The 12,780-nt window shown below is 67.4% G+C and carries 11 protein-coding genes; 8 read left to right on the top strand and 3 right to left on the bottom strand.

All coding sequences use genetic code 11. The annotated features are described in order from the left end of the window. Positions 1-58: 58 nt before the first annotated feature. Entirely contained in the window at positions 59-952 is an 894-nt protein-coding gene (gene prpB, locus ACKTT0_RS15640; protein ID WP_028354311.1) for a methylisocitrate lyase, read from the top strand. 66 nt (positions 953-1,018) lie between these two features. Continuing rightward, on the top strand, positions 1,019-2,224 hold the full coding sequence (prpC, locus tag ACKTT0_RS15635; RefSeq protein ID WP_028354312.1) for a bifunctional 2-methylcitrate synthase/citrate synthase: 1,206 nt from the start codon (positions 1,019-1,021) through the stop codon (positions 2,222-2,224). Between the two features lie 117 nt (positions 2,225-2,341). Here prpC and prpF read toward each other — a convergent pair whose 3' ends face one another. The 3 genes from prpF to ACKTT0_RS15620 form a co-directional block, all read right to left on the bottom strand. Next, positions 2,342-3,523: a 2-methylaconitate cis-trans isomerase PrpF gene (gene prpF, locus ACKTT0_RS15630; protein ID WP_407850750.1), complete on the bottom strand. Its 1,182-nt coding sequence runs from the start codon at positions 3,521-3,523 to the stop codon at positions 2,342-2,344. A 73-nt stretch (positions 3,524-3,596) separates the two neighbouring features. Next, the gene (acnD, locus tag ACKTT0_RS15625; RefSeq protein WP_407850749.1) at positions 3,597-6,212 is read right to left on the bottom strand and encodes a Fe/S-dependent 2-methylisocitrate dehydratase AcnD; all 2,616 of its coding nucleotides are present in this window, start codon (positions 6,210-6,212) and stop codon (positions 3,597-3,599) included. Then, complete coding sequence (locus ACKTT0_RS15620) at positions 6,209-6,922, bottom strand: GntR family transcriptional regulator (RefSeq protein WP_028354315.1); 714 nt, start codon at positions 6,920-6,922, stop codon at positions 6,209-6,211. The genes acnD and ACKTT0_RS15620 overlap by 4 nt, the downstream gene beginning before the upstream one ends. 171 nt (positions 6,923-7,093) lie before the next feature. Between ACKTT0_RS15620 and ACKTT0_RS15615 the strand changes: the two genes are divergently transcribed. From ACKTT0_RS15615 to ACKTT0_RS15590, 6 genes are all read left to right on the top strand, one after another. Further along, on the top strand, positions 7,094-8,545 hold the full coding sequence (locus ACKTT0_RS15615; protein ID WP_407850748.1) for a bifunctional 2-methylcitrate dehydratase/aconitate hydratase: 1,452 nt from the start codon (positions 7,094-7,096) through the stop codon (positions 8,543-8,545). Between the two features lie 257 nt (positions 8,546-8,802). Continuing rightward, on the top strand, positions 8,803-9,225 hold the full coding sequence (locus ACKTT0_RS15610; protein ID WP_407850747.1) for a CopD family protein: 423 nt from the start codon (positions 8,803-8,805) through the stop codon (positions 9,223-9,225). Between the two features lie 32 nt (positions 9,226-9,257). Next, a complete protein-coding gene (locus tag ACKTT0_RS15605; protein WP_407850746.1) occupies positions 9,258-10,688 on the top strand; it encodes a THUMP domain-containing class I SAM-dependent RNA methyltransferase in 1,431 nt (476 codons plus the stop codon). Positions 10,689-10,879: 191 nt separating this feature from the next. After that, entirely contained in the window at positions 10,880-11,071 is a 192-nt protein-coding gene (locus ACKTT0_RS15600) for a hypothetical protein (protein ID WP_028354319.1), read from the top strand. Positions 11,072-11,218: 147 nt separating this feature from the next. Then, positions 11,219-11,728: an RDD family protein gene (locus tag ACKTT0_RS15595; protein WP_407850745.1), complete on the top strand. Its 510-nt coding sequence runs from the start codon at positions 11,219-11,221 to the stop codon at positions 11,726-11,728. Positions 11,729-11,811: 83 nt separating this feature from the next. Then, on the top strand, positions 11,812-12,687 hold the full coding sequence (locus tag ACKTT0_RS15590; RefSeq protein ID WP_407850744.1) for a UDP-2,3-diacylglucosamine diphosphatase: 876 nt from the start codon (positions 11,812-11,814) through the stop codon (positions 12,685-12,687). Positions 12,688-12,780 lie beyond the last annotated feature (93 nt).

Raw genomic sequence — 12,780 nt, 5'->3', positions numbered from 1 at the left:
ACATCATCTGGCCTGGGCGCCCGAGCGAGCGCCCCGTGCCTTCCACGGAGACTCGCCCATGACCCGACCCGCCTCTCCCGGCGCCCTGTTCCGCCAGGCCCTGGCCGAAGAAACCCCCTTGCAGATCATCGGCGCCATCAACGCCAACCACGCGCTGCTCGCCAAGCGCGCCGGCTACCGCGCCATCTACCTGTCGGGCGGCGGCGTGGCGGCCGGCTCGCTGGGCTTGCCGGACCTCGGCATCAATACGCTGGACGACGTCCTGACCGACGTACGCCGCATCACCGACGTGTGCGACGTGCCGCTGCTGGTCGACATCGACACCGGCTTCGGCCCGTCGGCGTTCAATATCGCGCGCACCGTGAAGAGCCTGATCAAGTTCGGCGCGGCGGCCTGCCACATCGAAGACCAGGTCGGCGCCAAGCGCTGCGGCCACCGGCCCGGCAAGGAAATCGTCAGCACCGAGGAAATGGCCGATCGCGTCAAGGCCGCGGCCGACGCCCGCACCGATTCGGATTTCTACCTGATCGCCCGCACCGACGCCATCGCCTCGCACGGCGTGGACGCCGCCATCGAGCGCGCCCTGGCCTGCGTGGAAGCGGGCGCCGACGCCATCTTCGCCGAGGCCGCCTACGACCTGCCCACCTACGAGAAATTCGCCCAGGCGGTCAAGGTGCCGGTGCTGGCCAATATCACCGAATTCGGCAAGACGCCGCTGTTCACGGTGGACGAGCTGCGCGGCGTGGGCGTGGCCATGGTGCTGTACCCGCTGTCGGCGTTCCGCGCCATGAACAAGGCCGCCGAGAACGTATACCAGGCCATCCGCCGCGACGGCCACCAGAAGAACGTACTGGACACCATGCAGACGCGCGACGAACTGTACGACCGCATCGGCTACCACGCTTTCGAATCGCAGCTGGACGCGCTGTTCCAGCAGGGCAAAGGCAAGTAGGCCCGCATTTTCCGCATTTCGCGTTTACGCCCCATCTACGCCCGCATGGGCAAAGGAGCCAGAGACATGAGCACCTCGCCAAAGAAGCAAAGCGCCCCCGCCGCCAAGAAGGAGAGCGCGCCAGCCGAGGAAAAAACCGGGTTCAAGCCCAAGAAGTCCGTCGCGCTGTCCGGCGTGGTAGCCGGCAATACGGCGCTGTGCACGGTGGGCCGCACCGGCAACGACCTGCACTATCGCGGCTATGACATCCTGGATTTCGCCGGCACCGCCGAGTTCGAGGAAATCGCCCACTTGCTGGTGCACGGCAAGCTGCCCACCAAGGCCGAACTGAAGGCCTACAAGGAAAAACTGCGCGCGCTGCGCGGCCTGCCGGCCCAGCTGCAGGACGCCCTGGAAGCCCTGCCCGCCTCCAGCCATCCCATGGACGTGATGCGCACGGCCGTGTCGGTGCTGGGCTGCGTGCTGCCCGAGAAGGACGACCACAACATCCCGGGCGCGCGCGACATCGCCGACCGCCTGATGGCCAACCTGGGATCGGCGCTGCTGTACTGGTACCACTACAGCCACAACGGCCGCATCATCGACGTGCAGACCGACGACGACAGCATCGGTGGCCATTTCCTGCACCTGCTGCACGGCCAGAAGCCGTCCGATGACTGGGTGCGCGCCATGCACACCTCGCTGATCCTGTACGCCGAGCACGAATTCAACGCCTCCACCTTCACCGGCCGCGTCATCGCCGGCACCGGCTCGGACATGTACTCGGCCATCACGGGGGCCATCGGCGCGCTGCGCGGGCCCAAGCATGGCGGCGCCAACGAGGTCGCCTTCGAGGTCCAGAAGCGCTACGACAGCCCCGACGAGGCCGAGGCGGACATCCGCCGCCGCGTCGAAGCCAAGGAGGTCATCATCGGCTTCGGCCATCCCGTCTACACGGTGTCCGACCCGCGCAACAAGGTCATCAAGGAAGTGGCGCGCAAGCTGTCGAAGAAGGCCGGCAGCACCAAGATGTTCGACATCGCCGAGCGCCTGGAAACCGTCATGTGGGACGTCAAGAAGATGTTCCCCAACCTGGACTGGTTCTCGGCCGTCAGCTACCACATGATGGGCGTGCCCACCGCCATGTTCACCCCGCTGTTCGTCATCGCGCGCACCGCGGGCTGGTCGGCCCACATCATCGAGCAGCGCGTCGACAACAAGATCATCCGGCCCACCGCCAACTACGTCGGCCCGGAAGACCAGAAATACGTGCCGCTGGAAAAGCGCAAGTAAGCGCCGGCAAGCGCACGCGAAAAGGCCTGGGCTCGCGCCTAGGCTTTTTTTTTCAGGGGTCCTGATAATCCCCAGCCTTCCGAGGAGTCAGACACCTCGCGGGGGCCGGACGCCCGCCTACCCGGGTACCCGCACCCAGCCTTCCATCAGCACGCGCGCGCTGCGCGACATGATGGCCTTGGTGACGGTCCATTCGCCGTCCACCTGGCGCGCCTCGGCGCCCACTCGCAGGGTGCCCGACGGGTGGCCGAAGCGCACGCCGTCGCGCTGGCCGCCGCCAGCGGCCAGGTTGACCAGGGTGCCGGGCACCGCGGCGGCCGTGGCGATGGCCACCGAGGCGGTGCCCATCATGGCGTGATGCAGCTTGCCCATGGACAGCGCGCGCACCAGCAGGTCCACATCGCCGGCAGCGATGCGCTTGCCGCTGGAGGCGACGTAGTCCGCCGGCGCGGCCACGAAAGCTACCTTGGGCGTGTGCTGGCGCCCGGCGGCCTGTTCGGGCGAATCGATCAGGCCCATGCGCACCGCGCCATGGGCGCGGATCTGCTCGAAGCGCGCCAGGGCGGCGGCGTCGCCGTTGATGTCGTCCTGCAGTTCGGTGCCGCGATAGCCCAGCGCGGCGGCCTCCAGGAAGATGGTCGGGATGCCGGAATTGATGAAGGTCGCCTTGAACGTGCCGACACCGGGCACTTCCAGGTCGTCCACCAGGTTGCCGGTCGGAAACATCGAACCGCCGTCGCCCTCGCCTTCATCGGCCGGGTCGAGGAACTCGATGCGCACCTCGGCGGCCGGGAAGGTCACGCCGTCCAGTTCGAAGTCGCCGGTTTCCTGCACGGCGCCGCCGGTCATGGGCACGTGGGCGATGATGGTCTTGCCGATATTGGCCTGCCAGATGCGCACCACGGCGATGCCGTCGTCGGGCACGCGCTGCCGGTCCACCAGCCCGTTGGCGATGGCGTACGGGCCGACCGCGGCGGACAGGTTGCCGCAATTGCCGCTCCAGTCGACGAAAGGCTGGTCGATGGATACCTGGCCGAACAGATAGTCGACGTCATGGTCGGGCCGGCTGCTCTTGGCCAGGATGACCGTCTTGCTGGTGCTGGAAGTGGCCGCCCCCATGCCGTCGATCTGCTTGCCGTAAGGGTCGGGGCTGCCGATCACGCGCAGCAGCAGCGCGTCGCGCTCGGGGCCCGGCACCTGGGCCGCCTCGGGCAGGTCGGTCAGCTTGAAAAACACGCCTTTGCTCGTGCCGCCGCGCATGTAGGTGGCGGGAATCCTGATCTGGGGTGCGTGGGCCATGGTGGCGTCCTGAAAAACGATGGGTGCGGAAAAGAAAGGCGGGACGCCGGCGCGGCGCCCCGCTGCCGGCGAATTACACCGCCTTGCGGGCGGTCTCCACGGATTCGGCCTCGAGGAAGTCCTGCGCGAAACGCTGCAGCACGCCGCCGGCCTCGTAGATGGAGACTTCCTCGGCCGTGTCGAGCCGGCAGGTCACGGGCACTTCGACGACCTGGCCGTCGCGCCGGCGCACGATCAGCGTCAGGTCCGCGCGCGGCTTGCGCTCGCCGGCCACGTCGTAGGTTTCGGTGCCGTCCAGCGCCAGCGTCTTGCGGTCGGTGCCGGGCTTGAACTCCAGCGGCAGCACGCCCATGCCGAGCAGGTTGGTGCGGTGGATGCGCTCGAACCCTTCGGCCACGATGGCCTCGACGCCGGCCAGGCGCACGCCCTTGGCCGCCCAGTCGCGCGACGACCCCTGGCCGTAGTCGGCGCCCGCCACGATGATGAGGGGCTGCTTGCGGTCCATGTAGGTTTCGATGGCTTCCCACATGCGCATCACCCGGCCTTCCGGCTCGACCCGCGCCAGCGACCCCTGCCGCACGCTGCCGTCGGCGTCGCGCACCATCTCGTTGTAGAGCTTGGGGTTGGCGAAGGTGGCGCGCTGGGCAGTGAGATGGTCGCCGCGGTGCGTGGCGTAGGAGTTGAAATCCTCTTCCGGCAGGCCCATCTTCGCCAGGTACTCGCCGGCCGCGCTGTCCGGCAGGATGGCGTTGGACGGCGAGAGGTGGTCGGTGGTGATGTTGTCGCCCAGCAGCGCGAGCGGCCGCATGCCACGCAGCGTGCGCTCGCCGGCCAGCGCGCCTTCCCAGTACGGCGGACGGCGGATGTAGGTGCTCATGGGACGCCAGTCGTAGAGCGGGCTGACGGCCGCGCGGCGTTCGTCCCGGATGCCGAACATGGGCTCGTATACCTTGCGGAATTGTTCCGGCTTGACGGCGGCATCGACGACGGCGTCGATTTCCTCGTCGCTCGGCCAGATGTCCTTGAGGCGGATTTCCTTGCCGTCGGCGTCGGTGCCGAGCACGTCCTGCTCGATATCGAAGCGGATGGTGCCGGCGATCGCATACGCCACCACCAGTGGCGGCGACGCCAGGAAGGCCTGCTTGGCATAGGGATGGATGCGGCCATCGAAATTGCGGTTGCCCGACAGCACGGCGGTGGCGTAGAGATCCCGCTCGATGATTTCCTGCTGGATTTGCGGGTCCAGCGCGCCGGACATGCCATTGCACGTGGTACAGGCGAAGGCCACCACGCCGAAGCCGAGTCGTTCCAGCTCGGCGGTCAAGCCGGCTTCGTCCAGGTATAGCTGCACCGCCTTGGAGCCGGGCGCCAGCGACGTCTTCACCCAGGGCTTGCGGGCCAGGCCGGCGCGGTTGGCGTTGCGGGCCAGCAGGCCGGCCGCGATCACATTGCGCGGATTGCTGGTATTGGTGCAGCTGGTGATGGCCGCGATGATCACCGCGCCGTCCGGCATCAGGCCGGGCTGGACTTCGGCGGGGCCGGCGATGCCGCGCGCGGCCAGGTCGGCGACCGGCAGCCGGCGATGCGGGTTGGACGGCCCGGCCAGGGTGCGCACCACGCTGGACAGGTCGAATCGCAGCACGCGCTCGTATTGGGCGTCTTTCAGGCTGTCGGACCACAGGCCGGCGGCCTGGGCGTAGGTTTCCACCAGCCGGACCTGGGCGTCGTCGCGGCCGGTGAGCTTGAGGTAGTCGATGGTCTGGCGATCGATGGAGAACATCGCCGCCGTGGCGCCGTATTCCGGCGCCATGTTGGAGATCGTGGCGCGGTCGCCCAGCGTCAGGCTGGATGCGCCCTCGCCGTAGAACTCCAGGTAGGCGCCCACCACTTTTTCCTTGCGCAGGAATTCGGTCAGCGTCAGCACGATGTCGGTGGCGGTGATGCCGGGCTGGCGGCGGCCGGTGAGCTCGACGCCGACGATGTCGGGCAGCCGCATCCAGGAAGCGCGGCCGAGCATGACGTTCTCGGCTTCCAGGCCGCCCACGCCGACCGCGAGCACGCCCAGCGCGTCGACGTGGGGCGTGTGGCTGTCGGTGCCGACCAGCGTATCGGGATAGGCCACGCCGTCCTGGGCATGGACGACCGGCGACATGCGCTCGAGGTTGATCTGGTGCATGATGCCGTTGCCGGGAGGCACGACATCGACGTTGCGGAAGGCTTCGCGGGTCCAGTCGATGAAGTGGAAGCGGTCCTCGTTGCGGCGGTCCTCGATGGCGCGGTTCTTCTGGAAGGCGTCCGGCTCGAACCCGCCGTGCTCGACCGCCAGCGAATGGTCGACGATCAGCTGCACCGGCACCACCGGGTTGACCTTGGCGGGGTCGCCGCCCTTCTCGGCGATGGCATCGCGCAGGCCGGCCAGGTCCACCAGGGCGGTCTGGCCGAGGATGTCATGGCACACCACGCGCGCCGGAAACCACGGGAAATCGAGGTCGCGGCGGCGCTCCACCAGTTGCCGCAACGCGTCGTCCAGCAGGGCGGGATCGCAGCGACGCACCAGGTTCTCGGCCAGCACGCGCGAGGTATAGGGCAGGTGGTCGTACGCGCCGGGCGCGATCGCCTCCACGGCGGCACGGGCGTCGAAATAATCCAGGCTGGTGCCGGGCAGGGGCTTGCGGTATTTGATGTTCATGCCTCGGTGCGCTGCAGGTTGCCCTGCGCGATCTGACGTTCGATGTTGAGACGGGATGCGCGGATGTGCCGGCGCATCAGGAGTTCGGCCAATTCGCCGTCGCCATCGGCGATGGCGTCGAGAATGCGATGGTGTTCGGCGTACGCCTGGCGGGGCCGGTTGGGCGTGGCCGAATACTGGATGCGGTACATGCGCGCCAGTTGATAGAGCTCGTCGCACAGCATGCGGATCAGCATCTGGTTGCCGCTGGCCTGGACGATGCGGTAGTGAAAGTCGTAGTCGCCCTCCTGCTGGTAGTAGCCGCGGCCCGCCTGGAAGGCCTCGTCGCGCTCGTGCGCCTCGAGCACGCGGCGCAGCTCCTGCAGCGCCGCCGGCGTCATGCGCTCGGCGGCCAGCCGGCAGGCCATGCCTTCCAGGGATTCGCGGATTTGATAAAGCTCGCACAATTCCTGCTGGCTGAGCGCCACCACGCGCGCGCCCACATGGGCCACGCGCACCAGCAGCTTCTGGCCTTCCAGGCGGTGGATGGCCTCGCGCAGCGGCCCGCGGCTGATGCCGTACGTGCGCGCGAGTTCCGGCTCGGAAATCTTGCTGCCCGGGGCGATCTCGCCCTTGACGATGGCCGACTGGATGGCCCGGAAGACGTGGTCCGACAGTGTTTCGGATTCGCCCGGGGCGGCAACGGGCAATGGCAGGATTTTGGTCTCCATGTCGACAATCCACGCGTTATTGGCGGTCAAATTATAGCCAGACCGGGATTTACAAGCCAGATTGTCGACACCTATGCTGTGCATATTGCCTGATCTATAACAGGCAATGGCAGGTAAACCGCCCGTCCCACCCGTGCGCCGCCGCCCGTGGCCCGCCTCAAGGAGCCCCTCATGTCCGCCCCCGTCTCCAACGTCCGCCCCGCCCCCGACCAGGTACTGGTCGATATCGTCGATTACGTCCTGGACTACCAGGTCGACAGCGCGCTGGCCTACGAGACTGCCCGCAACTGCCTGATCGACACGCTGGGCTGCGGGCTGGAAGCCCTGGAATACCCGGCCTGCCGCAAGCTGCTGGGCCCCATCGTGCCCGGCACGGTGGTGCCCAACGGCGCCAAGGTGCCGGGCACGCAGTTCCAGCTCGATCCGGTGCAGGCCGCCTTCAATATCGGCGCCATGATCCGCTGGCTCGACTTCAACGATACCTGGCTGGCCGCCGAATGGGGCCACCCCTCGGACAACCTCGGCGGCATCCTGGCGACGGCCGACTGGCTGTCGCGCAACGCGGTGGCGGCCGGCAAGGCGCCATTGACCATGCGCGACGTGCTCACGGGCATGATCAAGGCGCACGAGATCCAGGGCTGCATCGCGCTGGAGAACTCCTTCAACAAGGTGGGTCTGGACCACGTCGTGCTGGTCAAGGTGGCCTCCACGGCCGTGGTCGCGCAGATGCTCGGCCTGGAGCGCGACGAGATCATCAACGCCGTGTCGCTGGCCTGGGTCGACGGCCAGAGCCTGCGCACCTATCGCCATGCCCCCAACACCGGCAGCCGCAAGAGCTGGGCGGCCGGCGACGCGACCAGCCGGGCGGTGCGCCTGGCGCTCATCGCCAGGACCGGCGAAATGGGCTATCCGTCGGTGCTGACGGCCAGGACCTGGGGGTTCTATGACGTCCTGTTCAAGGGGCAGCCCTTCAAGTTCCAGCGCCCGTACGGCAGCTACGTCATGGAAAACGTGCTGTTCAAGATTTCCTTCCCGGCCGAATTCCATGCGCAGACCGCTGTCGAATGCGCCATGGAGGTCCACGCCAGGCTCGCGGCGGCCGGACGGACGGCCGACGAGATCAGCCGGATCACCATCCGCACGCACGAGGCATGCATCCGCATCATCGACAAGCAGGGCCCGCTCGCCAACCCGGCCGACCGCGATCACTGCGTGCAATACATGGTGGCGGTGCCGGTACTGTTCGGCCGCCTCACCGCCGCCGACTACGAAGACGAAATCGCCAGCGACCCGCGCATCGACGCCCTGCGCGCCAAGATCGTCTGCGTCGAGGACCCGGCCTTCACGCGCGACTACCACGACCCGGACAAGCGCTCGATCGCCAATGCGCTCACCGTGGAATTCAACGACGGCGCCCGGCTCGACGAAGTCGTCTGCGAATACCCCATCGGCCACAAGCGCCGCCGCCAGGAAGGCATCCCGTTGCTGGAAGCGAAATTCCGCACCAACCTGGCGCGCATCTTCCCGGCCAGGCAACAGGCGCGCATCCTGGCGGCGTCGCTCGACCAGCAGGCGCTGGAAGCCATACCGGTGCATGAATACGTCGACTTGTATGTGATCTGAAGCGGAACTGCCGCCATGGTGTCTGACACCTGGCTCGCTACATGCCTGCCATCTTCCCACTTCAGGTGTCAGACACCTCGCTATGTCCCGCCATCCCCCACCTCAGGTGTCAGACACCCTTCGAGGAACCGCGACAAATCGGCGCCCATCCCCCCGGGGGGTCTGACACCTCGCTACGCCTGAGATGCCGTTCCTGGCGGCATCCGGCGCCGGCGCACTACAATGCGGCCATCGCTTTGTCGTATCGGACGCCAGCCATGCTTTGGGTCAAGGCCTTTCACATCGTCTTCATCGCTTCCTGGTTCGCCGGCCTGTTCTACCTGCCGCGCCTGTATGTGAACCTGGCCCAGCAGTCCGACCCTGCCGTGCAGTCCTGTCTGGTCGGCATGGCGCGCCGGCTGTACCGCTTCACCACCATGCTGGCCATCGTCGCCGTGGCCCTGGGCCTGTGGCTGTACGTGGGCTACGGCATCGGCATGGGGCCGGGCAACGGCTGGATGCACGCCAAGCTGTTCTTCGTGCTCCTCATCATCGGCTACCATCATGCCTGCGGCGTGATGCTGCGCAAGTTCGAGCAAGGCCGCAACACCCGCTCTCACAAGTTCTACCGCTGGTTCAATGAAGTGCCGGTCCTGCTGCTCGTGGCCGTGGTGCTGCTGGTGGTGCTCAAGCCCTTCTGACCACACCTGCCCGGCCGCTGGCCTGGATTCGTATGTCCTCTGATGAACAAGGCCGCCGCAAGACGCTGACGGTCAAGAAAACGGCGCGCGACGCCCACGCCGCCGCCGATGGCAAGCGCAAGCGCAGCGGCGCCCGCGCGCGCTCGGCCGCGCAGCTCGAGCGCACCAAAGAGCAGGTCGTGCGCCGCCACGGGGAAGCCGTCCCGCCCGCGCCGCCGCGCCGCTCCGCAAACACCCCGCCGGCCGAACCGGCGGGGCGCGACGCGCCGCCGGAGCGCGCCACCCGCCGCCGCACGCCACGCGCGCCCCGCGAAGCCGAGACCTTCCCGGTGTTCGCCCCCTGCCCCCAGGGCCTGGAAGAAGCGCTGACCGCCGAAATGCAAGCGCTGGGCTACGCCGATGCGCGCGCCGGCCGCGCCGGCTGCCACTTCAGCGCCGACTGGGCCGGCGTGCAGCGCGCCAACCTGTATTCAAGGCTGGCGACGCGCATCCTGGTGCAAGTCGCCCATGCCGAGATCAGCCACGAGGACGACATCCTGGACCTTGCGCGCAGCGTGCCCTGGGAACGCTGGTTCGGCGCCGAACAGACCCTGCGCGTCGATACTTCGGCGATCAAGAGTCCCGTGCAAAGCCTGCAATACTGCAATCTGCGCGCCAAGGACGGCATCTGCGACCGCCTGCGCGAGATCGAAGGCGAACGCCCCAGCATCGATACGGTGCGGCCGGACGCCCGTGTGCACCTGTTCCTGACCGGCCACACCGCCACCCTGTACCTGGACACCTCCGGCGAATCGCTTTTCAAGCGCGGCTGGCGCCTGGACAAGGGCGAAGCCCCGCTGCGCGAAAACCTCGCCGCCGGCATGCTGGCCCTGGCCGGCTGGGACCCGGGCGCGGCCCTGCTGGACCCATTCTGCGGCAGCGGGACCATCCTGATCGAAGCGGCATGGATCGCGCTGGGCGTGCCCGCCGGGATTTCCCGGCCATTCGGCTTCGAGCGCCTGCGCGACCACGACGCGCGCCGCTGGCGCGATCTGAAGGACGACGCGCGCGCCCGCATCCTGCCCGGCCTGGAGGCGCCCCTGGTGGGCTGCGACCTGGACCCGCAAGCCATCGAATATGCCCGCAACAATGCCGAACGCGCCTGGCTGACGGCCGACACGATCCGTTTCGAGGTCGGCGACGCCCGCACCGTGCCGGCGCCGGCCCCGCAGGGCTGGATCGTCACCAACCCGCCATATGGCGAACGCATGCCGACCGACGACGACGACCTGTGGCGCGCCTGGTCGACGCACCTGAAGCGGGAATTCGCCGGCTGGCAGATGCATATCATCTCCAGCGACCGGGACCTGCCCCAGCGCCTGCGGCTCAAGCCGCGCCGCCGCACACCACTGCACAACGGCGCGCTGGAATGCCGGCTGTTCGGTTTCGAGCTGGTCGCGGCGGGCTATCGGGATCCAGCCTGAGCGGCAGTGTTGTTGTAAAAAAACGGCAACGGAGTCCGAATATTGTGGCTGCCATGCCACATGGCGCCGGATTGGCGCATTATCGGCACCAGAAATGCGCTTCGCGCACCAGGCGCTTGCATAAATTCAGGGTTAACCCTAAAATCCGGGTTAACCCCTAGCAGTTGAATATTGCAAGTCCTGGAACTACCGTGATCAACCTCAACTCCTCCGTTCGCCTGACCGACGAACTCGAACGCCAGCTGATGCTGCAAGCCATTGAAGAACAGTTCCGTCCTCGTCCCATGCGCGCCCTGGTTTCGGGCCTGCGCAAGGTGGGCAAGGGCCTGAAGTCCCTGGCCGTCCGCAACGCCGGCGCCAAGGCCGTGCATACCGCCGCGTAATTTCGCGTCGTCCAGCGCGCAGCAGTCGAATCATTTTCCCCTTGGGGGCTGCACAGCCCCTTTTAAGACCCGCCCGCAACGGCGGGTTTTTTTTGTCCTGGCGCCGGCCGGGGCCGCCCATGCCGGGATGCGTGATAATACGCCCCCATGACCGCACCCCATACCGATCTCACGCCCAGCCGGCTGCGCCGCTTCGCCTGCATGATGTACGAAGCCGTGCTGCTGTTTGGTGTTGTATTTCTGGCAGGCTATCTATTCGATACCTTGACGCAGAGCAAACATGCGCTGATGCTGCGCCACGCGCGCCAAGCCTGGCTGTTCCTGGCCATCGGCGCGTATTTCGTGCTGTGCTGGCGCCGTGGCGGGCAAACCCTGCCCATGAAGACGTGGAACATCCGCCTGGTCGACCGTGACGGCCGCCCGCCATCGGTGCCGCGCCTGATCCTGCGGTACATCCTGGCCTGGCCGCTGGTGCTGGCGGCCGCGAGCATCGTCGCGGCGGCATCGGCCGCCACCGGCTGGAAATCGGTGGACATGTTCATCGTGGCGGCGCCGTTCGCCATTTTCACGTGGTCGTGGTTCGACCGCGACGGCCAATTCCTGCACGACCGCCTGCTGGGCACCCGCCTGCGCAACGCGCCGCCGCGCAAGCCCTGAAGCGGCTGCAGGGACGCAGCCGTCACAACAGCGTCATCCCCCGTTCACACAGGCGTCACGGCGCGGTGGTTACATGCCGAGGCATGACCATATCGCCGAGGGATGCCAACGTGAATGAAATCCGCCCCACCCACTGGCGCACGCTATGGATTTCCGACATTCACCTCGGCACCGCGGGATGCAAGGCCGAGTTCCTGCTGGACTTCCTCGACCACAACGATTCGGACACGCTGTACCTGGTGGGCGACATCATCGACGGCTGGCAGCTGCGCAAGCACTGGCATTGGCCCCGCGCGCACAATGACGTCGTGCAGCGCATCCTGCGCAAGGCCCGCAACGGCACGCGGGTGGTGTTCGTGCCCGGCAACCATGACGAATTCGCGCGCGAGTTCATCGGCTTCGCCTTCGGCGACATCGAGGTGCTGGACGAGGACGTCCACGTCACGGCCCGCGGGCTGCGCCTGCTGGTGCTGCACGGCGACCAGTTCGACGGCGTGATCCAGCACAGCAAATGGCTGGCGCGGCTGGGCGACACGCTCTACCAGACCGCGCTGTGGCTGAACAACCATTTCAACCGCCTGCGCCATCGCCTGGGACTGCATTACTGGTCCCTGTCCCAATACCTGAAGCACAAGGTCAAGAACGCCGTGGCATTCATTACGGACTTCGAGGAAACCCTGGCCGGGGAAGCCCGCCGGCGCGGCCTCGATGGCGTGGTGTGCGGCCATATCCACAAGCCGGAACTGCGCGAGGTGTCCGGCATCCTGTACTGCAACGACGGTGACTGGGTCGAGAGCCTGTCGGCGCTGGCCGAGACTCATGACGGCCAGCTGGTGCTGGTGGACTGGGCGGCCCAGCAGGCCCGCCGCGAGCCCGGGCCCATGCCGGCCCGGGCCCGCCGCCCGCTGTCGCTGCCCGCCCTGCCGTCCGCACTGCGCCGCCAGGGCAAGCACCCGTGATAACCCTTATACGTCCCCGTTAGCTTCACGGGAATGTTGCAGTTCGCGCCCCTCTAGGTCATGCTTGCACTTGGGGCATCCCGGCCCCAAGGC

The sequence above is a fragment of the Bordetella saccharivorans genome (assembly GCF_045862855.1).
GTDB classification, from domain to species: Bacteria; Pseudomonadota; Gammaproteobacteria; order Burkholderiales; family Burkholderiaceae_B; genus Bordetella_A; species Bordetella_A petrii_F.
This window is presented reverse-complemented; position numbering and strand designations above follow the sequence as displayed.